The following is a 21858-nucleotide window of genomic DNA, read 5'->3' on the forward strand; positions in this document are numbered from 1 at the left end:
GGGTCCGACATCGGCCGACACCATGACGTGCTGCCCTGCTGCCTACCGCCACCTCCCGGCGCGGGCAAGTGCTCCGGCGCACGACGGCCCGCTCCCCCGGAATCCTTCACCCCATGTTCGAACCCTCACCCCGCCGGGCGCGGCAGTGCCTGCTCGAACCACACGGTCTTGCCCCGCCCGGAACGGCTGGTGCCCCACTCCCGGGCCAGCGCGCTGATCACCCGCAGGCCCCGGCCGAACGTGTCCTCGCGGCCCGCGCTCAGCAGCGTGGGCAGTTCGTGGTCGTCGTCCGACACCTCGCACAGCAGAGCCTCGGTGCGCACCAGACGCAGCACCACATGGTGGGTGTGCGCGTGCCGTATCGCGTTGGTCACCGCCTCGCTCACCAGCAGTTCGGCCGTCCCGGCGGCCGAACTGAGCCCCCACCGGTCCAGCCGCTCCCGGACCAGCCGGCGCGCCCGCCCGACCTCCTGGGGGTCCAGCGCCAGCCGCCACTGGGCGACATCGTCGGCGGGGATGCCGTTCAGCCGGGCCATCAGCAGCGCCACGTCGTCCTTGCGGCCGTCACGGGGGTTGAGGGCGCGGATGATGGTGTCGCAGGCGTCGTCCATGGACGCCGCAGGATGCGCGGCGGATTCGCACAGCGCCGCGAGCCCGGCGCCGATGTCCTGGCCGCGCACCTCGACCAGCCCGTCGGTGCACAGCACCAGCCGGTCGCCGGGCGCCACCTTGACCCGCGCCGCCTCGAACGGCACGCCGCCGACTCCTATGGGCGCCCCGGTCGGCAGCCCCAGCAGTTCGCTGCGGCCGTCCTGGGCGCGCACCAGCACCGGCGGGACATGACCGGCGTTGGCGATCAGCAGTTCGGAGCGGATCGGGTCGTAGACGGCGTACAGACAGGTGGCGAGGTAGTGCTCGCCGAGCCGCTGCGCCAGGTCGTCGAGGTGGCGCAGCAGCTGGGCGGGCGGCAGGTCGAGGGCGGCCATGGTCTGCACGGCGGTGCGCAACTGCCCCATCATCGCGGCCGCGTTCAGCCCGTGTCCCATGACGTCGCCCACCACCAGCGCGGTGCGCGAACCGGGCAGCTTGATGCTGTCGAACCAGTCGCCGCCGACCCGGCCGAGCCGGGTGCCGGGCAGATAGCGGGTGGCGGTGTCGCAGCCCGCCATCCGCGGGGTCACCTGCGGCAGCATGCTCTCCTGGAGGGTCTCGGCGACGTTCTCCTGGAAGGTGTACATCCGGGCGTTGTCCAGGACGAGCCCGGCGCGGGCGGCGAGTTCGGCGCCGGTGGTGCGGTCCATGTCGTCGAACAGCTCACGCCCGGGGCGGCGCAGCAGCACCATGAAGCCCAGCACCACATTGCGCGCCTTGAGCGGCACGATCAGCACCGACCGGCCGTTGATCAGCGGCCGCAGATCGCGCTTCTCGAACTGCCCGGCGATCCGGTCCCCGATTTCCTCGCTGAGGTGCGGGATCAGCACCGGTTCGCCGGTGACCATGCACTGGAAGAACGGGGTGTGTTCGGGGAAGGCGATGCTCTCGCCGACCGGCACGGTGTCGTCCCAGCGGCCCGGTTCGTCGTTGTGCTCCACCCAGACGCGGTGCCAGACGGTGGTGACGTCCGGCGGGCCGTCGGGGAAGCCCTCGCCCGCGAGCACCTGGGCGCGCAGATGGGTCCCCGCGAAGTCCGCGAAACGGGGGACGGCGGCGCTGGTGACCTCGCGGATGGTGCGGGAGAGATCCAGGGAGCTGCCGATCCGGCCACTGACCTCGTTGAGGAACTCCAACCGCTCGCGGACGGCGGCGTGTTCGAGGTCGATCTCGTCGAGTTCGGCAGCCGCGGCGGGCACACCGGGCGTGAGGGAGTCAACGAGGGTGTGCGGATGGGGCCGTGCGCCGTCCGACAGCTCCACGCGCCGCCGGGCCGCCTCCTGGCGCGCCCGGCGCTCGCGGTAGCGGGGCATGCCCCAGTCCGGGGTGACCGGGACCCGCTCGTGGTGGCTGATCTCCAGTACGGGATAGCCGAGTTCGAGGACCTGGGAGACGATCCGGCCGACGGCGGCCGGGCCCATATTGGGCAGGATGTCCGGCAGCCGCCCCGCCAGCCGCTCGGCGCCCGGGAACTCGGTGTGCAGCGCGAAGCCGGGGGTGAACCGCTCCCGCTCCCCCGCCGCGTCCCCGCCGGAACCGGCCGCGTCCCCACCGGAACCCGCCGCCTCGCCGCCGGAACCGGCCGCCTCCCCGCCGAGCGCGGCGGCGTCCGCTGCCAGCACCAGCAGCCGCTCCGGTCCCGCCCCCGCCAGTGGATACGCCCACCACAGCACATCGGCCCGGTGCCGCACCGGATCCGCCACCCGGGCGCGGCCCGCGGTCGGATAGCGGACCGGCCCGTACAGCGAATCCTCGAGACCGTGGCGGTCACCGGGGAGGTCCGCGGCGCGCAGCGCGCCCGAGACCGGCATCAGGTCCCCGGCGGGGCGGCCGACGGCCTCGTCACGGGTGCGCCCGAAGAGCCTGCGCGCCCCCGAACTCCAGTGGGTGACCAGCCCCTCGGCGTCCACCACGACCACCGCGAGCGGGATCCGCCCCGGCCCGGCGCCACGCCCCTCCGGCGCCGCGGGCGCGCCGGCCGGTCCGTCGTCGCCGTGCGACGTGCCATGCTCCATCGGCGCAAGCTCCTTCGCACGCAAGATCTCCGACACCGCTACCCACGGTACGACCGCCATGGGCGCCCGGGTGGGGCAATACCCGAATAGGTGTCATGTGCTCGGAACCGCCACCAACCGCCCGGTGCCGCGCCCCGGAACGAGGAAGCCGGAGCCGCCCGGGAACGCGGACGCCGCCGGGAGGCGATCCGTTCGGGGCGCCTCCCGGCGGCGGTGAAGGGCCGTCAGTCCTCGTGGCCCAGCTGGAGATCGCGTTCGGTCCGGCCACCGCCCGCCACCTGGAGCACGGTCGCCACCGGCGGATAGCCCGCGGCGATCACCGTGTACTCACCCGCCGACAGGTCGATGAAGCGGAAGGCGCCGTCGGTGCCGGTCGTGGCCGTGTCGACGACATTGCCCGCCGCGTCCAGCAGCGTGACCCGCGCGTCCTCCACGGGGCGGTCGCCGCCCGCGCGGACCACACCGCGCAGCACCGCGCCGCCCGCCAGCTCGATGTCCTGCCGGGTCTCCCGCGCGGCCTGCAGCGTGACCGGCAGGGCCGCGGGGCGGAACGCGGGGGCGCTCGCGGCGAGGGTGTACTCCCCCGCCACCAACTCGGCCATCACATAGCCGCCTTCGCGTCCGCTGCGGGTGGAGGCGACCACCTCGCCGCGGACGTCGGTCAGCGTCACCGTAGCCTCCCGCACCGGGGTGCCGTCCGCGGTGAGCACGGCCCCGGCGAGCCGCCCCGCGCCGCCGAGGACCACGTCCAGCTCGACGGGGCGCTCGCCGACGGTGACGCTGACCGCCCGGGGCTGGTGCCCTCCGGCCGCCGCGATCAGGACGTACGAACCGCTGCCCGGTGTGCTCAGCGCGTACCGGCCGTCCTCGCCGCTCGCACCGCGCCCGATCTGACGGCCCCCCACGTCGATGAGGGTGAGCGCCGCCCGCGGAACCGTCGTGCCGTCGTGGTGCTGGACGGTGCCGCAGACCGGGACGCCCGCGGTCGGCGGCGGCCCGGAGGCGGCGGCGTGCCGCGGCGCCGTGCCGGTGCGCGCCGCCGGTACGACGGGGTCTGGCTGGACGGCAAAGTCGGTGTGGGACACCAGAGGTTTCTCCTTCAGCAGGAAGGCGAGCAGGAAGCCCAGGACGAGCACCGGCACGAGATAGAGGAAGATCCGCGGCATGGCGTGGGCGTAGGCCGCGATGTACCCGTCGCGGAGGGGACCCGGCAGGGCGTGCACCATCTGCGGGGTGACCGAGTCGGCGTCGGGCAGACCGGCGCCGTCCCCGCCCCGGCCGGACGCCGCCCCGGGGGGCAGTTCGACCGCGAGCCGGTCGGCGAGGCGGTTGGCGAAGAGCGTGCCGAAGACGGCCGCGCCGACACTGCCGCCGATCTGCCGGAAGTAGTTGTTGGCGCTGGTGGCGGAGCCGAGGTCGGCGGCGGGTACGGAGTTCTGGACGGCGAGCACCAGTACCGGCAGCACCAGCCCGATGCCGAGTCCGAGGACGGCCATCCACAGGCTGTAGTCCTGCCGGGAGGTGTCCTCGTCCAGCCGGGAGAGCAGCCACATGCCGCCCACCGAGACCAGACCCCCGAGGACGGGGAAGACCTTGTAGCGCCCGGTGGCGCTGATGAGCTGGCCGGAGAGGATCGAGGCCAGCACCATGCCGCCCATCATGGGCACCATCAGCAGACCGGACTCGGTGGCCGAGACCCCGTCGACCATCTGGAGGAAGGTGGGCAGATAGCTGGCGGCGCCGAACAGGGCCACCCCGATGACCGCGCCGATCAGCCCGCTGACGCAGAAGACCGAATCGCGGAACAGCCGCATGGGGATGATCGGTTCGGGGGCGATGCACTCCACGACGACGAAGAGGACCACCGAGCCGAGCGCGCCGAGCGCGAGCCCGATGATGACGCGGTCGCCCCAGGCGTACTCCGTACCGCCCCAACTCGTCAGCAGCACCGCGCAGGTGGAGAACACCGACAGGAACAGCGCGCCGAAGAAGTCGAAGCGGGCCCGGCGGGGGGCTTCGGGCACCCGGAGGACCATGGCCACGACGCCGAGCGTGACCAGGCCGAAGGGGACGTTGACGTAGAAGCACCAGCGCCAGGAGGCATGGTCGGTGAAGAAGCCGCCGAGCAGCGGTCCGGCCACCGAGGCGAGGCCGAACGCGGCGCCGATGAGCCCCATGTAGCGCCCGCGTTCCCGCGGCGGCACGATATCGGCCATGATCGCCTGCACGCCGATCATCAGTCCGCCCGCGCCCACGCCCTGGACCGCGCGGAAGAGGATCAGTTCCTCCATCGTGCGCGACCAGCCCGCCAGCGCGGACCCGGCGATGAAGACGACGATCGCGAAGATGAAGACGCTCTTGCGCCCGATGAGATCGCCCAGTTTGCCGTAGAGCGGCAGCACGACGGTGACGGCGAGGAGGTAGGAGGTGACGGTCCAGGACATCTTGTCCAGGCCGTGCAGTTCACCGACCACCTCGGGGAGGGCGGTGGCCACGATGGTCTGGTCGAGCGCCGCGAGCAGCAGCGCCAGCATCAGCCCGAAGAAGACCGTCCGGATCCGGGCCGGGCTGAGTGGGACCACCGCGGCGCCCTCGGCCACGGGGTGCGGCGGGCCGTCCGCCTCGGGGACCGGGGCGGGCACGGAGACGGTGACGGAGACGGAATCGGGAGGGCCCGCGAGCCCGTGCCCCTCGGCCTCCCCGGCCCCGTCCGCCCCTTTCGCCAAGGTGGTCGCGGTGGTCTGGCCCACGTCCTGCTCCCCTCGTCACGCCTGCGCCGCCGCCCATTTCTCGCATTACGCGTCACTACCGGCAAACCACGACGAATCGCCGACGAAGGGGATACGGGGATGTTCTCCCCGGTGAGAGTGCGTGCGGAGGTTATGCCGCACCAAAGGGGAAACCACCCGAACCGGTGACCGCGGCAGCCGCCCCCCTGACGGGACGGACCGGCCGCGGTCCGGCCGGAAAGGGGGTGTTACTCGGAGCCCTGCGCGGCGACCTCCGCCGCCAGCTTCTCCAGCAGCTCGTCATAGATGCGGCCGAGGCCCTTGGGGGCGAAGGTCCGCTCGAAGAAGCCGCCGATACCGCCCGCCCCGTTCCAGACCGAGGTGACCACGACCCGGGAACGCCCCTCGCCCGCCGGGGTCACCGTCCAGGTGGTCACCATCGAGGAGTTGCGGTCCTTCTCCACCAGCTGCCCGTCGGTGGGCTCGGAGACCTCCAGCAGACAGTCGCGCACCCGCTTGCTGGTGGCCTGGAGCTTCCAGTGGACGACGGTGCCCTCCCCGTCGCCGCCCTCACGCACCTCGTACTCGCTGAAGTGGTGCGGAAGCAGCCGGGGGCGGGTCTCGCGGTAGTCGGCGAGTGCGTCGAACACATCCTCGGGCTTGCCCGCGACGATCCGCTCCGTGGTGGCCTCGACCTGCCCCATTGCTCTTCCTCCGTGTTCGACCGTGAACCGGTGCGGCGCCCGGCTGACCGCGGCGCCCCTGGCAGCGGCAAGCCAACCACCTCCGCGGCGGCCACCCAAATCCAGGGTTGACGGAACTGAATGAAACATGTGTTCTATTGTGGTACGAGCGAGACCCGGAGGTGCGTGCCATGCGCTGGGACAACCTGACCAAGGACACGGAAGCAGCCGCTCCGGCCCTGTTCGCGGCGGAGGCGGTGACCACTCGCACGGTCGACACCCCTGAGTTCCGAGGAATCACCTTCCACGAGATCCGCGCCCGCTCGATCGTCAACCGGGTGCCGGGCGCCTCCCGGATGCCCTTCGAGTGGACGGTGAACCCGTACCGCGGCTGCACCCACGCCTGCGTCTACTGCTTCGCGCGCAAGACCCACAGCTACCTCGACCTGGACACCGGGCTGGGCTTCGACTCCCAGATCGTGGTGAAGGTCAACGCCCCGGAGCTGCTCCGCCGGGAGCTGGCCTCCCCCCGGTGGCACGGCCAGCACATCGCCATGGGCACGAACGTGGACTGCTACCAGCGCGCCGAGGGCCGCTATCAGCTGATGCCCGGCATCCTCTCGGCCCTGGCCGAGCGCGCCAACCCGTTCTCGATCCTCACCAAGGGCACACTGATCCTGCGCGATCTGGAGCTGCTGCGCCGGGCCTCGCGGGTCACCGACATCGGGGTCTCGGTCTCGGTGGGCTTCACCGACCGCGAGCTGTGGCGCACCGTCGAGCCCGGCACCCCCTCCCCCGAGCGGCGGCTGGACGTGGTGCGCACCCTGTCCTCCCACGGCATCCCGTGCGGCGTGCTGATGGCGCCGGTGATCCCGTTCCTCGGCGATTCCCCCGAGCAGTTGCGCGCCACCGTACGGGCCATCGCGGAGGCCGGGGCGACCTCGGTGACCCCGCTGGTGCTGCATCTGCGGCCGGGCGCCCGCGAGTGGTTCACCGCCTGGCTCACCGAGCACCACCCGCGGCTGCTGCGCCGGTACGACGCGCTGTACGAGGGCGGCGCCTACGCCCCGAAGTGGTATCAGCGGCGGATCACCGGGATGGTCCACGACCTGGCCGCCGAGTACGGCATCGGCCCCTGGGAACCGGGCGCGCACCGCAATCTCCGCGCGCCCGAGCCCGACCACCCCGCTCCCCCGGAACCGGCCCAGCTGTCCCTGCTTTGACTGCTCCCTTCCCTGACGGAAGGGGATTCCTGGCTCAGGCTGCCTCCGGGAGCAGCGCTCCCGGAGGTCTTACGCCCTCGGCACCAGCCGGGTTCAGACCTGCCCGGTGGAGCATCACACGGGCGGAGTTCTCGTCTCTGGGGGAGACGGCTCCGCACGCGGTGCAGGTGTAGATGCGCTCGGACAGCGGCAGTGCGTGCTTGGTTCTCGCTCCGCACGATGCGCAGTCCATGGTGGTGTGCGCGGGGTGCACGAAACGGATGTCCCGCCGGTGTTTGCGGCCCATCTCGACCAGGGCCTTCTTCGTGGCGCCGATCGCGGCGTCCGCCGCCTTGCGCGCCATGGAGGACTTGGCGAGGAACTTCGGCTGGAAGTCCTCGACGGCGATGACGTCGTAGTCGGTCACGACCTTCTTCGCCCACTTGCGCCCGGTGTCCTGCCGCTGCCGGGCGATCTTCGCGTAGGTCTTCGCCCGCCACTTCTTCGCCTCGCGGTAGCCCTTCGAGGCGGCCTGTCCCTTCTTCGGTCTGCGGCGGGCCATCATCCGGTCGTACCGGGTCAGCTTGGCCTGGGCCCTGCGGCCGTGCTGGGCGTGCGGAAGGTCGTGGGCGTTGGAGGTGGTGGTCGCGGTCTGCTTCACGCCCCAGTCCACACCGAGCACCCGGCCGGTTTCCGGCAGCGGCCGCACCTTTGCGGGGACCACGAACGAGCAATACCAGTGCCCGATACTGTCCTGGTACACCCGCACCGAAGAAGGTTCGGCGGGCAGATCCCGCGACCACACCACCGTCAGCACGATCCCACCCGCCAGGTACAGGCGGCCGTCCCTCAGCCGGAACCCGCGCCGGGTGTAGTTCAGCGTCGGCAAGGCCTCGTGCTTCTTCTTCCACTTCGGCATACCGGCCCGCTGCCGCCCAGGCAAGCGTTCCCGGATGTCCTTGTGCGCCTTGGCACGGGACCTGCCGAAATCCCGGATCACCTGCTGCTGCGGAACACTGGAACCCTCCCGCAGCCACGGCGTACACTCCCGCGCCCGGGTCAGCATCTTGTCCAGCTGCGCCGGTCCACACGTCCGCTTCTCACCCGTGGCCTTGTTGTGCAGGTGAGTGGCCTTGGACTTGGCGACACATTCGTTCCAGATCCAACGGCACCGACCCCACTCCGCCAGCAGCACCGTACGAGAGGCCGACGACACGCGAAGCCGGTACGTGTACCGGACGTACCCGGCCCCGTCGGCTTCTCCTGGCGTCGGCATGCCGTCAACGTAGCGTCATGGTGTGTGTTCCACTCCGTATACCGGCAGACCTACTCGAACGGGTGACCGCTCAAGCCGCTGCGGGCGCGCTGCTCGGGGGAGAGCCCCGAGTGCTCCGCGATCGGGGTCTCGATCGCCCCGGGCGCCACACACACCACCCGCACCCCGCGCGGCGCCAGTTCCACCGCCCAGCTGCGGGTGAGCGTCTCCAGCGCGGACTTGGTGGCCGCGTAGACCGAACTGCCCGGCCAGCCGCGCTGGCCGATGGAGGTGCTGATGTTGACGATCACGCCGCCGCTCTCCTCCAGGGGGCCGAGGGCCGCCTGGGTGAGCAGGACGGGCGCGACGAGGTTGGTCTCCAGCTGGGCGGTGACCGGTTCACGGACGATGGCGCCGAGCGGTGCGCTGCGGACCACGGCGGCGTTGTTGACCAGGACGTCCAGCCGGCCGTGGGTCTCCAGGGTGTACCGGACGATGTCCTCGGCGGACCCGGCGGCGGTGATGTCGGCGGGCAGCGGGTGGACGCGCGGATGGCCCTCGGCGGTGCGGGCGAGCGGTTCGGGCCGCCGTCCGACGGCCACGACGTCCGTGCCCTCCACGGCGAGGGTGCGGGCGGTGGCCCGGCCGATGCCGGTGCCCGCCCCGGTGACCACGGCGACCCGGTCCGGCCGCCCTGTGCTCTGTGCGGAGTTCATGGTGTCGATCCTGTGACCCTGCCGCCAGTGACAAGGTCAAGCCGCCTACGGTGGGACGCATGGACGGGGTGCTGGTACGGGAGATGACCGAAACGGATATCGACGCGGTGGCGGCGGTGCGGGTGCGCGGGTGGCAGGAGGCGTACGCGGGGCTGATGCCGCAGTCGTATCTGGACGGCATGAGCGTCGAGGCGGACGCCGAGCGGCGGCGGGAGTTCTTCTCACGGGGTGTGGGCGACGTGGTCAACCTCGTGGCGGAGGCGGACGACGGCGAAGTGGTGGGCTGGGCCTGCTTCGGCCCGTACCGGGACCGCGATGTGCCCACCGGCGACGCCGAGTTGTACGCGCTCTACGTACGCCCCGCGCTGCTGGGCACGGGCATCGGCCGCGCCCTGCTCGACGAGTCCCTGGAGCGGGTCACCGAGCGGGGCTTTCCGCGGCTGCGGCTGTGGGTGCTGCGGGACAACGAGCGCGCCCGCCACTTCTACGAGCGGGCCGGGTTCGCGCCGGACGGCGGCGCGGAGGCGTACGAGGTGGCCGGGGTGTCCGTACCCGAGGTGCGCTACACGCGGCGGCTGGACCCGGCGACCGGCTGAGGGCCGCCGGACCCCGCGCGGCAGCGGCGCGTCTCGGGTCAGGCACCGCGGGCACCGCGGGCGGCGCAAGCACCCCGGGCACCGCGGGCGGCGCGCACGGCCCGGCCGGCGCCCCGCGGTCACCGCGCGTGCGCCTTGTCCGGCGCACCGGACGGTCCGCCGCCGCCCCCGCTGATCCGGGCCAGCGCCGCGGCCGCCGCCGCGCTGAGCCGTATGTACTTGCCCGCGGCGGTCAGGGCCGGGACGGCCCGCTCGTCGCCGATCGCGCCCAGCCCCTCCACACAGGCCCGGGCGATCGGCCAGTGCCGGTCCCGGGCGGCCAACTGCCGCTCCAGGGCGGCGACCAGGGCGGGGACGGACTCGGGGGCGCGCAGCTCGACCAGCAGCCGGATCGGGTGCAGGGAGTAGGCGGTGCGCAGCGGGTTGGTGGCCAGCGCGGCGGCGGCGCGGGCGGTGCGCGGATCGCCGAGGCGGGCCAGTACCCGGGCGGCCGTCGCACAGCGGGCGGGCTCGCGGTAGTTGAGCAGCAGGACGAGGGTTTCGAAGGCCCGGCGGTCGCCCGCGCTGCCGAGTACGAAGGCCGCGGTCTCCCGCGCCCACAGCGGCTGCTCCGGCGCGACCAGGATGCGGGCCAGCTGTTCGCGGGCGGTGGGGGTGCCCTTGCGTACCAGCGAGAGCAGCGAGGCGTGGGCCGCGGCCTCCTGCGGTGTGGTGAGCGAGGCCCGTACCCGCTCGGTCAGCGTCCGGAATTCATCGTCCATGCGAGGTCTCCCCTCCCCGGTGAGCCGCGCCACCGCGACGGCTCGCTCTGTGCTCTGGCGTCTTGGTTACCCGCGAGTTACTATGACGACACGAGCAGCACCCCTGCTCAGGCGGCCTGGTGACGCAGCCGCCGTGTGTGACGTCGGTTCGGCAGTACCCGCAGTACGGCATGGCCCCGGGACAGGGCCCGCCGCGTATCTCCCACGGGCAGTTTCCTCCGTGCGGCGCTGTCCGCCAGGGAGCGTGCAAGCCCTTCCGTCTGAGTTGTGTGTCATTCGCGTCAGACCCCAGCGCATCAGCGGCATGACCACCAGCTCCCCTCAGTCGTCACTTCATCCCCTTTTACGGGGAACACCCTCTGGAGTCCGCGATGGACCGTCTCCCACACACCGGCGTCAGCTCTACTCCCTCCTCTGATCTCTCCCCCTCCGCGGCCCCGCTCACTACTGTCGCCGTCGTCGGTCTCGGCACGATGGGCACCGGCATCGCCGAGATCCTGGCCCGTGCGGGGCGCGAGGTGATCGGCATCGACATCAGCGAGCGCGCCTGCCAACGGGCGGTGACCGCACTGGAGGTCGCCACGTCCCGCGCGGTCGAGCGCGGCCGGATCAGCGAAGAGGAGCGGACCGGCGTCCTGTCCCGGTTCCGGGTCTCCACCGATCTGCGGACCGCGGCCGACGCGGAGCTGGTGATCGAGGTCGTGCCCGAGGACTACGGCATCAAGCACGAGGTCTTCACCGAGCTGGACACCGTCGTCAGCCCGAGCACCATCCTGGCGACCGGCACCAACGCGCTGTCGGTGACCCGGCTGGCCGCCGAATCCGCCCGCCCGGAGCGGGTCCTGGGCCTGCACTTCTTCAACCCGGCGCCCGCCATGAAGCTGGTCGAGATCGTCTCCAGCGTGCTGACCGCGCCCGCGGCCGTCACGGCGGTCACCGAACTCGCCCGCGATCTGGGCAAGGAGCCGGTGGCGCTCGGCGACCGGCCCGGCTTCGTCGCCGACGGGCTGCTGTTCGGCTATCTCAACCAGGCCGCCGCGATGTACGAGGCCAAGTACGCGGCGCGGGAGGACATCGACGCGGCGATGAAGCTCGGCTGCGGGCTGCCGATGGGCCCGCTGGAGCTGCTGGACCTGATCGGCATCGACACCGCCCGGACCGTCCTGGAGGCGATGTACGCGGCCTCCGGCGACCGGCTGAACGCGCCCGCGCCCATCCTGGGGCAGCTCTCCGAGGCCGGGCTGACCGGCCGCAAGGCGGGCCGCGGCTTCTACACCTACGAGGCGCCGGGCAGCGGCACCGTGGTCCCGGACGGGGCGACGGCGAACGAGGAGCACGCCGCGGACGGGGCGCGCCCGGTGCGTGCCGTGGGCGTCGCGGGCTCGGGCACGATGGCCGGCGGTATCGCCGAGGTCTTCGCGAAGGCGGGGCTCGATGTGGTGCTGGCCGCCCGTACCCAGGCGAAGGCGGACACGGCGAAGGCCCGTATCGCCAAGTCCCTGGACCGGTCGGTCACCAAGGGGCGGATGACCCAGGAGGCCCGGGACGGCGCGCTGGCCAGGATCACCCCGGCCGACTCGCTCGACGCCTTCGCCGACGTGGATCTGGCCGTGGAGGCGGTCGCCGAGGACCTGGACGTCAAGCAGGAGCTGTTCCGGGTGCTGGACAAGGTCTGCAAGCCCGGCGCGGTGCTGGCCACGACCACCTCCTCGCTGCCGGTGATCGCCTGCGCCCGGGTCACCTCGCGTCCGCAGGACGTGATCGGTCTGCACTTCTTCAACCCGGCGCCCGCGATGAAGCTGGTCGAGGTGGTGCGTACGGTCCTGACGGCGGACGATGTCCGGGCGACCGCGCACGCGGTCTGCAAGGCGGTGCGCAAGCATCCGGTGGACTGCGGCGACCGGGCCGGTTTCATCGTCAACGCCCTGCTGTTCCCGTACCTCAACAACGCCGTGAAGATGGTCCAGGAGCACTACGCCACCCCCGATGACATCGACGCCGCGATGAAGCTGGGCGGCGGCTATCCGATGGGCCCCTTCGAGCTGCTCGACGTCGTCGGCCTCGATGTCTCGCTGGCGATCGAGAAGGTGCTGCACCGCGAGTTCCGCGACCCGGGCCTGGCCCCGGCGCCGCTGCTGGAGCATCTGGTCGCGGCGGGCTGCCTGGGGCGCAAGACCGGGCGCGGCTTCCGCGAGTATGCGAGGCGCTGAGTACGACCCGGGGTGGGGCGGACTGCTGGAGCCCTCTGTCGGTCCGCCCCCGCACCGGCACTCACAAGCGTGTTACGTTCCCCACATGTCCCAGCCCGTGAAGGCCGCTCGTAGCAAGCGCGTGAACTCGTCGCACTCCTCCGACGGCGGTGAGAGCGCGGGAAGCCGCCGCGCGGCCGCCCAGCGTCTGACCATGCGCCGCAAACTGGCCGCGGCGGCGATGGAGTTGTTCGCGACGCAGGGGTACGAGGCGACGACGGTCGACGAGATCGCGGCCCGGGCGGGGGTGGCCCGGCGTACCTTCTTCCGCCACTTCCGCTCCAAGGAAGAGGCGATCTTCCCGGACCACGACGACACGCTGGTGCGCGCCGAGGCCGTGCTGGACGCCGCCCCGCCGCACGAGCACCCGCTGGACACGGTGTGCCGGGGGATCAAGGAGGTCATGCGGATGTACGCGGCCTCCCCCGCGGTCTCCGTGGAGCGCTATCGGCTGACCCGTGAGGTACCGGCGCTGCGGGAGCGGGAGATCGCCTCGGTGGCCCGCTACGAGCGGCTGTTCACCCGCTATCTGCTGGGCCATTTCGACGAGGGTGCCCACCACGACGGCAACGACGACCCGCTGCTGGCCGAGGTGGCCGCCTCGGCGGTGGTCACGGCGCACAACCACGTCCTGCGGCGCTGGCTGCGGGCGGGCGGCGAGGGCGATGTGGAGACCCAGCTCGACCACGCCTTCGCGATCGTCCGGGAGACCTTCGGCTCCGGCATCGGCGCCGGACGACCCGCCCCGGGGCACCAGCCGGCGGCCGTGACGGCGCAGGAGGAGGAAGACGTGGTGGTGATGGTGGCGCGCACCGACGCACCGCTGAACGAGGTCATGCGGACCATCGAACGAGCCCTGAAGCGCTGAGCGCCGACCTCGGTTCCCTCACCGAACGAACACAACCGAACACCACCAGCAACGGCCGCCCCTCGGGTCGGCCGTTGTTGCTCATGCGTGCACCGCGGATGACAACTGAGAGAAATTGTTGGCACGCAGTGTCTTGCGAGGTGGCACAGCGTGCCATACGGTGAAGGTGTCCGGACGGCCGGCGCGCTGCACACCTCGCGCGTCGGCTGTCCCCGCAAAACGCTTTGCGCGTCCGGACAGCGCCTGCGTCACCAGGCGTTCCCGGCGCTACCCGCGCCCCATCGAGCAGCACCTCCGCCGAACCGACGGCACAGCAGCAGCATCACCCGTCACGAGCCCAGCGTTCCCTCAAGCGTCCCCATGCGACGCTTCGCCGGAGGCACCGATGAACGAGATACTTGACGCGATCCTGGCGTCGGACACAGCACCCGAGGACTTCGCCGCACTGCGTATCCCCGAGTCGTACCGCGCGGTGACCGTGCGCAAGGACGAGGCCGATATGTTCGCCGGCCTCGCCACCAAGGAGAAGGACCCCCGCAAGTCGCTGCACGTGGACGAGGTGCCGGTGCCGGAACTCGGCCCCGGTGAGGCCCTCGTCGCCGTGATGGCCAGTTCGGTCAACTACAACTCGGTGTGGACCTCCATCTTCGAGCCGCTGTCGACCTTCGCCTTCCTGGAGCGGTACGGCAAGCTCTCCCCCCTCGCCAAGCGGCATGACCTGCCCTACCACGTGATCGGCTCCGACCTCGCGGGCGTCGTGCTGCGCACCGGCCCCGGGGTCAACGCCTGGAAGCCGGGCGACGAGGTCGTGGCCCACTGCCTGTCGGTGGAGCTGGAGAGCGCCGACGGCCACAGCGACACCATGCTCGACCCCGAGCAGCGCATCTGGGGCTTCGAGACCAACTTCGGCGGCCTCGCCGAGATCGCCCTGGTCAAGTCGAACCAGCTGATGCCCAAGCCCGGGCACCTCAGCTGGGAGGAGGCGGCCGCGCCGGGCCTGGTCAACTCCACCGCCTACCGGCAGCTGGTCTCCCGCAACGGCGCCGGGATGAAGCAGGGCGACAACGTCCTGATCTGGGGCGCCAGCGGTGGACTCGGCTCCTACGCCACGCAGTTCGCGCTGGCCGGTGGCGCCAACCCGATCTGTGTCGTCTCCTCGCCGCAGAAGGCGGAGATCTGCCGGAAGATGGGCGCCGAGGCGATCATCGACCGCAACGCCGAGGACTACAAGTTCTGGAAGGACGAGCGCACCCAGGACCCGCGCGAGTGGAAGCGGTTCGGCAAGCGGATCCGCGAATTCACCGGTGGCGAGGACATCGACATCGTCTTCGAACACCCCGGCCGCGAGACGTTCGGCGCCAGCGTCTACGTCACCCGCAAGGGCGGCACCATCACCACCTGCGCCTCCACGTCGGGCTACATGCACGAGTACGACAACCGCTATCTGTGGATGTCGCTGAAGCGCATCGTCGGCTCGCACTTCGCCAACTACCGCGAGGCGTGGGAGGCCAACCGCCTGATCGCCAAGGGCAAGATCCACCCCACCCTCTCCAAGACCTACCGGCTCGACGAGACCGGCCAGGCCGCGTACGACGTGCACCGCAACCTCCACCAGGGCAAGGTCGGCGTGCTCGCCCTCGCGCCCGAGGAGGGCATGGGCGTGCGCGACCCGGAGATGCGGGCCCAGCACATCGACGCCATCAACCGCTTCCGGAACATCTGATGAGCGGCTCACCTCGCGAACGGGACCGCCCGTGGCTGATGCGGACGTACGCCGGTCACTCCACGGCCGAGGCGTCCAATGAGCTGTACCGGCGCAATCTGGCCAAGGGCCAGACCGGTCTCTCGGTCGCCTTCGACCTGCCGACCCAGACCGGCTACGACCCCGACCACATCCTCGCCCGCGGCGAGGTGGGCCGGGTCGGGGTCCCGGTCTCCCATCTGGGGGACATGCGGCGGCTGTTCCAGGACATCCCGCTGGAACAGATGAACACCTCGATGACCATCAACGCGACGGCGATGTGGCTGCTGGCGCTGTACCAGGTGGTCGCCGAGGAGCACGGCGCCGACGTCTCCAAGCTCCAGGGGACGACCCAGAACGACATCGTCAAGGAGTACCTGTCGCGCGGGACGCATGTCTTCCCGCCGGGGCCCAGCCTGCGGCTGACCACCGACATGATCGCGTACACGGTCAACCACATCCCCAAGTGGAACCCGATCAACATCTGCAGCTACCACCTCCAGGAGGCCGGGGCCACCCCGGTCCAGGAGATCGCGTACGCGATGTCGACGGCGATCGCGGTGCTGGACGCGGTGTTCGACTCCGGACAGGTCCCCGAGGACCGCAAGGGCGATGTGGTCGCCCGCATCTCCTTCTTCGTGAACGCGGGCGTCCGGTTCATCGAGGAGATGTGCAAGATGCGCGCCTTCGGCCGCATCTGGGACCGCATCACCCGTGAGCGGTACGGGATCGAGAATCCCAAGCAGCGCCGGTTCCGCTACGGCGTCCAGGTCAACTCGCTCGGGCTGACCGAGGCACAGCCGGAGAACAACGTCCAGCGCATCGTGCTGGAGATGCTGGCCGTGACCCTCTCCAAGGACGCCCGCGCCCGCGCGGTCCAGCTCCCCGCCTGGAACGAGGCACTGGGACTGCCCCGCCCCTGGGACCAGCAGTGGTCGCTGCGCATCCAGCAGGTGCTCGCCCATGAGAGCGATCTGCTGGAGTACGACGACATCTTCGCCGGTTCCCATGTGATCGAGGCCAAGGTCGCCGCGCTGGTCGAGGAGACCGAGGCCGAGATCGAGCGGATCCAGGAGATGGGCGGGGCGATGTCCGCCGTGGAGTCCGGCTATCTCAAGGCACAGCTGGTGGCCTCGCACGCGGAGCGCCGGGCGCGGATCGAGGCCGGCGAAGAGAAGATCGTCGGCGTCAACTGCTACGAGGGCACCGAGCCCAATCCGCTCACCGCCGATCTGGACACCGCCATCATGACGGTGGACCCGGCCAACGAGGCACGGGTGGTCTCGGCCCTGCACACCTGGCGTGAGCAGCGCGACACCGCCCGGGCGGAAGAGGCGCTCTCGGCCCTGCGGAAGGCGGCCGCGGGCACCGAGAACCTGATGGCGGCCACCCTCGAATGCGCCCGTGCCGGCGTCACCACGGGCGAATGGGCCTGGGCACTGCGCGATGTTTTCGGCGAGTTCCGCGCCCCCACGGGGGTGGGAGGCGCGCCACTCGCGGTCGCGGCGGAGGCGGGTTCCCTGCTCGCCTCCGTCCGCGAGAAGGTCGACAAGACCGCGGCCGACCTGGGCGGCGGGCGGCTGCGGCTGCTGGTCGGCAAGCCCGGTCTGGACGGCCACAGCAACGGCGCCGAGCAGATCGCGGTACGGGCCCGGGACGCCGGGTTCGAGGTGGTCTACCAGGGGATCAGGCTGACCCCTGAGCAGATCGTCTCGGCGGCCGTCGCCGAGGACGTGCACTGCGTGGGTCTTTCGATCCTGTCCGGCTCGCACGCCGAGCTGGTGCCGGACGTACTGGAGCGGCTGCGCGGCGCGGGCGCCCAGGACATTCCCGTCATCGTCGGAGGCATCATCCCGGCCGCGGACGCCGCGGCACTGCGCGCGGCGGGTGTCGCCGCCGTTTTCACCCCCAAGGACTTCGGTATCACGGAGATCATCGGCCGTATCGTCGATGAGATCCGTACCGCGAACACACTTCCCGCTCTGGAGGTTCCCGTATGACCGCCCCCGAGGGCACCGCGCCCAACCGGCTGCGTCCGCGCCGCTCCTGCCTGGCCGTGCCGGGCAGCAACCCGCGCTTCCTGGAGAAGGCGCAGGGGCTCCCGGCCGACCAGGTCTTCCTGGATCTGGAGGACGCCTGCGCCCCGCTGGCCAAGCCCGACGCGCGGCACACCATCGTGAAGTTCCTCAATGAGGGCGACTGGACCGGCAAGACGCGGGTCGTGCGCGTCAACGACTGGACGACCGAGTGGACGTACCGCGACGTCGTCACCGTCGTCGAGGGCGCGGGCCCGAACCTCGACTGCATCATGCTGCCGAAGGTGCAGGACGCCCAGCAGGTGGTGGCGCTGGACCTGCTGCTGACCCAGATCGAGAAGACGATGGGCTTCGAGCTCGGCCGGATCGGCATCGAGGCGCAGATCGAGAACGCGCAGGGCCTGAACAACGTCAACGAGATCGCGCAGGCCTCCCCGCGGGTGGAGACGATCATCTTCGGCCCGGCCGACTTCATGGCCTCCATCAATATGAAGTCGCTGGTCGTGGGCGAGCAGCCGCCCGGCTACCCGGCGGACGCGTACCACTACATCCTGATGAAGATCCTGATGGCCGCCCGCGCCAACAACCTCCAGGCGATCGACGGCCCGTATCTGCAGATCAAGAACGTGGACGGCTACCGCGAGGTGGCCGGCCGCGCCGCGGCGCTGGGCTTCGACGGCAAGTGGGTGCTCCACCCGGGTCAGGTGGAGGCGGCCAACGAGGTCTTCTCGCCCTCCCAGGAGGACTACGACCACGCCGAGCTGATCCTGGACGCGTACGACTACTACACGTCCGAGGCGGGCGGCAAGAAGGGCTCGGCGATGCTCGGCGACGAGATGATCGACGAGGCCAGCCGCAAGATGGCCCTGGTCATCTCCGGCAAGGGCCGCGCCGCCGGTATGCAGCGCACCAGCACGTTCGAGATCCCGGAGGCGTGAGCATGCAGTTCGGGCGCACCTACGAGGAGTTCGAGGTCGGGGCGGTCTACAAGCACTGGCCCGGGAAGACGGTCACCGAGTACGACGACCACCTCTTCTGTCTGCTCACCATGAACCACCACCCGCTGCACATGGACAGCAACTACGCCGAGAAGACGACGGACTTCGGCAAGAACGTGGTGGTCGGGAACTACATCTACTCGCTCCTGCTGGGCATGTCGGTGCCCGATGTCTCCGGGAAGGCCATCGCCAACCTGGAGATCGAGTCGCTGAAGCACGTCGCGCCGACCTTCCACGGCGACACGATCTACGGCGAGACCGCGGTCCTGGACAAGACCCCGTCGAAGTCCAAGACCGACCGGGGCATCGTGCACGTGGAGACCAAGGGCTACAAGCAGGACGGCACCCTCGTCTGTGTCTTCCGCCGCAAGGTGATGGTGCCGACCGCCACGTACATCAAGGAGCGCGGCGGCGAGCAGCCGGGCCGCCCGGAGCTGGGAGAGCAGTGACATGAGCCGACTCGCGCAGACCGAGGGCCTGACCGACATCCAGCGGGAGATCCTCTCCACGGTCAGGGATTTTGTCGACAAGGAGATCCTGCCGGTCGCCACCGAGCTGGAGCACCGCGACGAGTACCCGACCGCGATCGTCGAGGGCCTGAAGGAACTCGGCATCTTCGGGCTGATGATCCCGGAGGAATACGGCGGTCTGGGTGAGTCACTGCTCACCTACGCACTGTGCGTGGAGGAGATCGCACGCGGCTGGATGAGTGTGTCCGGCATCATCAACACCCACTTCATCGTGGCGTACATGCTCAAGCAGCACGGCACCCAGGAGCAGAAGGACTACTTCCTGCCCAAGATGGCGCTGGGCGAGATCAGGGGCGCCTTCTCGATGTCGGAACCGGGGCTGGGCTCGGATGTGTCCGCGATCTCCAGCAAGGCGGTGCGGGACGGCGACGACTACGTCCTGGGCGGCCAGAAGATGTGGCTGACCAACGGCGGCAGCTCCACGCTGGTGGCGGTGTTGTGCCGGACCCCCGAGGGGGCCGAGGAGGGCGCCGCCCCGCACAAGTCCATGACCACCTTCCTGGTCGAGAAGGAGCCGGGCTTCGGTGAGGTCAGGCCGGGCCTGACCATCCCCGGCAAGATCGAGAAGATGGGCTACAAGGGCGTCGACACCACCGAGCTGATCATGGACGGACTGCGCATTCCGGCCGATCGGGTCCTCGGCGGCTCCCCCAACCGCGGTTTTTACCAAATGATGGACGGAGTCGAGGTCGGCCGGGTCAATGTGGCCGCTCGTGGCTGCGGCGTCGCACAGCGCGCATTCGAGCTGGGCGTTGCATACGCACAGGAGCGGCACACCTTCGGCAAGGCGATCGCCCAGCACCAGGCGATCCAGTTCAAACTGGCCGAAATGGGAACAAAGGTCGAGGCGGCCCATGCGATGATGGTCAATGCGGCCCGCAAGAAGGACGCGGGCGCACGCAACGACCTCGAGGCAGGAATGGCGAAGTACCTGGCATCGGAGTACTGCAAAGAGGTCGTGGAGGACGCCTTCCGCATCCATGGCGGCTACGGCTTCTCCAAGGAATACGAGATCGAGCGCCTGTACCGTGAGGCACCGATGCTTCTCATCGGCGAAGGCACCGCTGAGATCCAGAAAATGATTATTGGACGACGACTTCTGGAGGAATACCGTACCCAAGGCTGAATGTCCCTTTTGGGGTGGTATCCGAGAGAAGAAGGTCACACCGCGCCAGGGGTCTTCGGCCATCGACAGGCCCCGGCGCTTGCCCAGTTACCGCTCGAAACCGATACCATCCCCGGAAAGCCGCCGTCCCCAGTCTTGCGTCGCGGCATCCTCCGCTACGAAGGTCATCCATGCCCCACAGCCATTCCTCTGCACAACGCGGTCGCGTCCGCCTCGCGCGCGGAGCGTCGCCGTGGCTCCTCCCGACCGTCGCCACCGCGGCGGTCAGTCTCACTCGCGCCCGCCGCTCCGGTCGCTGGGCGGCGGCCGCCGTGCCCGCCACCGCGCTCGCGGCGGGCATGCTGTGGTTCTTCCGCGACCCGGAGAGAGAGATCACCCAGGGCCGGGTGATCTCCCCCGCCGACGGTGTGGTGCAGAGCATCATGCCCTGGAAGGACGGACGCACCCGCGTCGCGATCTTCATGAGTCCGCTCAATGTCCACGTCAACCGCGCCCCGCTCGCCGGCACGGTGACCTCGGTCGAGCACATCCCCGGTGGCTTCGTTCCCGCCTTCAACAAGGAGAGCGAGAACAACGAGCGGGTGGTGTGGCACTTCGACACCGAGCTCGGCGACATCGAGATGGTCCAGATCGCCGGTGCGGTCGCCCGGCGTATCGTCCCGTACGTGCCCCAGGGCACGAAGGTCGAACAGGGTGAGCGGATCGGTCTCATCCGCTTCGGCTCGCGCGTGGACATCTACCTCCCCGAGGGTGTCGATGTCGCGGTCGAGGTCGGCCAGGCCACCACCGCGGGGGTGACTCGCCTTGACCGTGATTGATCCCGATACACAGGCTTCCTGGGTTCCGGAGGCCGAGGTGGACGATGTCGACGAGACGGACGACATGCCGCTGTCGACGCGACTGTCGATAGCCGACACCCTCACCCTCGGCAACGCCACCTGCGGCTTCCTGGCGGTGTACTTCACCACCACCGGTGTCCTCATCCCGCATCTCACGGGCAGCGAGGACGGCGGCATGACGCGGCACAGCGCCGCCTCGGCCGTGATGCTGATGCTGCTGGCGTCCGTCTTCGACCTCTTCGACGGGCTCGTCGCGCGCAAGCTGCGCAGCTCGGCGATGGGCGCGGAGCTGGACAACCTCTCGGACCTGATCAGCTTCGGTCTCGCCCCGGCGTACTTCGTACTGGTCTGGGGCATGGTCTCCGACGGCGCGCATCAGCGGGTGTCGGCGGTGGCCGCCATCGTGGTGCTGCTGGCGGTGGTGCTACGGCTGGCCAGATTCTCCTGCGTCACGCTGCGTGACGGAGTCTTCCAGGGCATGCCGAGTCCCTTCGGCGCGCTGACGGTCGTCTCGGTGGTCCTGCTGGGCCTGCCCTTCGTCCCGACCCTGCTGGCGATCATCGGCGTCGCCTGGCTGATGGTGAGCCGGGTGGAGTACCCCAAGCCGCGCGGCCGCCTCGCGGTGGCCATGCTCGGCTGGATCGTCACCAGCATGGCCCTCCTGGCGGCCTGGGCCTTCGAGGCCCCCGGCGGCGAGCTGCTGCTCCAGTCGGCCTGTGCCCTCCAGGTGGTCATGGGCGCGGTGATCCCGCTCTTCGCCACCGCCCGCCGGGTCAACGCCTTCCGCGACAACCGCCGCGAGGCCAGGGCGGCGGAGGCCCCGTAGCGGCCGCCATGCCGCCCGCCATGCCTGGACGGAACGC

General features: G+C 70.6%; 17 protein-coding genes. 11 read left to right on the forward strand and 6 right to left on the reverse strand.

Annotated features, from left to right (window positions below):
• Positions 1 to 125 precede the first annotated feature (125 nt).
• The 3 genes from HUT19_RS09120 to HUT19_RS09130 form a co-directional block, all read right to left on the reverse strand.
• On the reverse strand, positions 126 to 2666 hold the full coding sequence (locus HUT19_RS09120) for a SpoIIE family protein phosphatase (RefSeq protein ID WP_176179973.1): 2541 nt from the start codon (positions 2664 to 2666) through the stop codon (positions 126 to 128).
• Positions 2667 to 2890: 224 nt separating this feature from the next.
• Entirely contained in the window at positions 2891 to 5266 is a 2376-nt protein-coding gene (locus HUT19_RS09125; RefSeq protein ID WP_254886137.1) for an MFS transporter, read from the reverse strand.
• 377 nt (positions 5267 to 5643) lie between these two features.
• A complete protein-coding gene (locus HUT19_RS09130; protein ID WP_176179974.1) occupies positions 5644 to 6099 on the reverse strand; it encodes an SRPBCC family protein in 456 nt (151 codons plus the stop codon).
• A 170-nt stretch (positions 6100 to 6269) separates the two neighbouring features.
• Between HUT19_RS09130 and HUT19_RS09135 the strand changes: the two genes are divergently transcribed.
• The gene (locus HUT19_RS09135) at positions 6270 to 7301 is read left to right on the forward strand and encodes an Rv2578c family radical SAM protein (RefSeq protein WP_176179975.1); all 1032 of its coding nucleotides are present in this window, start codon (positions 6270 to 6272) and stop codon (positions 7299 to 7301) included.
• A gap of 34 nt (positions 7302 to 7335) precedes the next feature.
• Here the strand turns inward: HUT19_RS09135 and HUT19_RS09140 are convergent, their stop codons facing one another.
• Complete coding sequence (locus HUT19_RS09140; protein WP_176179976.1) at positions 7336 to 8556, reverse strand: RNA-guided endonuclease TnpB family protein; 1221 nt, start codon at positions 8554 to 8556, stop codon at positions 7336 to 7338.
• 50 nt (positions 8557 to 8606) lie between these two features.
• Entirely contained in the window at positions 8607 to 9251 is a 645-nt protein-coding gene (locus HUT19_RS09145) for an SDR family NAD(P)-dependent oxidoreductase (protein WP_176179977.1), read from the reverse strand.
• A gap of 59 nt (positions 9252 to 9310) precedes the next feature.
• Between HUT19_RS09145 and HUT19_RS09150 the strand changes: the two genes are divergently transcribed.
• Complete coding sequence (locus HUT19_RS09150) at positions 9311 to 9847, forward strand: GNAT family N-acetyltransferase (protein WP_176179978.1); 537 nt, start codon at positions 9311 to 9313, stop codon at positions 9845 to 9847.
• 119 nt (positions 9848 to 9966) lie between these two features.
• On the opposite strand, the gene HUT19_RS09155 is transcribed toward HUT19_RS09150, so the two are convergent.
• Positions 9967 to 10608 carry a HEAT repeat domain-containing protein gene (locus HUT19_RS09155; RefSeq protein ID WP_176179979.1) on the reverse strand — a complete coding sequence of 214 codons (642 nt, stop codon included), beginning with the start codon at positions 10606 to 10608 and terminating at the stop codon, positions 9967 to 9969.
• A 371-nt stretch (positions 10609 to 10979) separates the two neighbouring features.
• Between HUT19_RS09155 and HUT19_RS09160 the strand changes: the two genes are divergently transcribed.
• From HUT19_RS09160 to pssA, 9 genes are all read left to right on the forward strand, one after another.
• Positions 10980 to 12818, forward strand: a complete 1839-nt coding sequence (locus tag HUT19_RS09160; RefSeq protein ID WP_176179980.1) for a 3-hydroxyacyl-CoA dehydrogenase family protein — start codon at positions 10980 to 10982, stop codon at positions 12816 to 12818.
• Between the two features lie 85 nt (positions 12819 to 12903).
• Positions 12904 to 13725, forward strand: a complete 822-nt coding sequence (locus HUT19_RS09165) for a TetR family transcriptional regulator (RefSeq protein ID WP_176179981.1) — start codon at positions 12904 to 12906, stop codon at positions 13723 to 13725.
• A 385-nt stretch (positions 13726 to 14110) separates the two neighbouring features.
• Complete coding sequence (gene ccrA, locus HUT19_RS09170) at positions 14111 to 15448, forward strand: crotonyl-CoA carboxylase/reductase (protein ID WP_176179982.1); 1338 nt, start codon at positions 14111 to 14113, stop codon at positions 15446 to 15448.
• On the forward strand, positions 15448 to 17466 hold the full coding sequence (locus HUT19_RS09175; protein ID WP_176179983.1) for a protein meaA: 2019 nt from the start codon (positions 15448 to 15450) through the stop codon (positions 17464 to 17466). The genes ccrA and HUT19_RS09175 overlap by 1 nt, the downstream gene beginning before the upstream one ends.
• Complete coding sequence (locus HUT19_RS09180) at positions 17463 to 18440, forward strand: CoA ester lyase (protein WP_176179984.1); 978 nt, start codon at positions 17463 to 17465, stop codon at positions 18438 to 18440. Before HUT19_RS09175 ends, HUT19_RS09180 begins: the two co-directional genes overlap by 4 nt.
• Positions 18441 to 18442: 2 nt before the next feature.
• A complete protein-coding gene (locus tag HUT19_RS09185; RefSeq protein ID WP_176186678.1) occupies positions 18443 to 18949 on the forward strand; it encodes a MaoC family dehydratase in 507 nt (168 codons plus the stop codon).
• 1 nt (position 18950) lies between these two features.
• Positions 18951 to 20156, forward strand: coding sequence for an acyl-CoA dehydrogenase family protein (locus HUT19_RS09190; RefSeq protein ID WP_176179985.1), 1206 nt, complete (start codon positions 18951 to 18953; stop codon positions 20154 to 20156).
• Between the two features lie 170 nt (positions 20157 to 20326).
• Positions 20327 to 20974 carry a phosphatidylserine decarboxylase gene (locus HUT19_RS09195; RefSeq protein ID WP_176179986.1) on the forward strand — a complete coding sequence of 216 codons (648 nt, stop codon included), beginning with the start codon at positions 20327 to 20329 and terminating at the stop codon, positions 20972 to 20974.
• Positions 20961 to 21821: a CDP-diacylglycerol--serine O-phosphatidyltransferase gene (gene pssA, locus HUT19_RS09200; protein WP_176179987.1), complete on the forward strand. Its 861-nt coding sequence runs from the start codon at positions 20961 to 20963 to the stop codon at positions 21819 to 21821. Before HUT19_RS09195 ends, pssA begins: the two co-directional genes overlap by 14 nt.
• Positions 21822 to 21858: the final 37 nt, after the last annotated feature.

The organism is Streptomyces sp. NA02950, from assembly GCF_013364155.1.
GTDB lineage: Bacteria > Actinomycetota > Actinomycetes > Streptomycetales > Streptomycetaceae > Streptomyces.

Coding starts and splice junctions, on each gene's coding strand:
- HUT19_RS09195 (WP_176179986.1), top strand. CDS start 20,327: ATGCCCCACAGCCATTCCTCTGCACAACGCGGTCGCGTCCGCCTCGCG.
- HUT19_RS09150 (WP_176179978.1), top strand. CDS start 9,311: ATGGACGGGGTGCTGGTACGGGAGATGACCGAAACGGATATCGACGCG.
- ccrA (WP_176179982.1), top strand. CDS start 14,111: ATGAACGAGATACTTGACGCGATCCTGGCGTCGGACACAGCACCCGAG.
- HUT19_RS09190 (WP_176179985.1), top strand. CDS start 18,951: ATGAGCCGACTCGCGCAGACCGAGGGCCTGACCGACATCCAGCGGGAG.
- HUT19_RS09155 (WP_176179979.1), bottom strand. CDS start 10,608: ATGGACGATGAATTCCGGACGCTGACCGAGCGGGTACGGGCCTCGCTC.
- HUT19_RS09185 (WP_176186678.1), top strand. CDS start 18,443: ATGCAGTTCGGGCGCACCTACGAGGAGTTCGAGGTCGGGGCGGTCTAC.
- HUT19_RS09160 (WP_176179980.1), top strand. CDS start 10,980: ATGGACCGTCTCCCACACACCGGCGTCAGCTCTACTCCCTCCTCTGAT.
- HUT19_RS09120 (WP_176179973.1), bottom strand. CDS start 2,666: ATGGAGCATGGCACGTCGCACGGCGACGACGGACCGGCCGGCGCGCCC.
- HUT19_RS09145 (WP_176179977.1), bottom strand. CDS start 9,251: ATGAACTCCGCACAGAGCACAGGGCGGCCGGACCGGGTCGCCGTGGTC.
- HUT19_RS09140 (WP_176179976.1), bottom strand. CDS start 8,556: ATGCCGACGCCAGGAGAAGCCGACGGGGCCGGGTACGTCCGGTACACG.
- HUT19_RS09165 (WP_176179981.1), top strand. CDS start 12,904: ATGTCCCAGCCCGTGAAGGCCGCTCGTAGCAAGCGCGTGAACTCGTCG.
- HUT19_RS09130 (WP_176179974.1), bottom strand. CDS start 6,099: ATGGGGCAGGTCGAGGCCACCACGGAGCGGATCGTCGCGGGCAAGCCC.
- HUT19_RS09175 (WP_176179983.1), top strand. CDS start 15,448: ATGAGCGGCTCACCTCGCGAACGGGACCGCCCGTGGCTGATGCGGACG.
- HUT19_RS09180 (WP_176179984.1), top strand. CDS start 17,463: ATGACCGCCCCCGAGGGCACCGCGCCCAACCGGCTGCGTCCGCGCCGC.
- HUT19_RS09135 (WP_176179975.1), top strand. CDS start 6,270: ATGCGCTGGGACAACCTGACCAAGGACACGGAAGCAGCCGCTCCGGCC.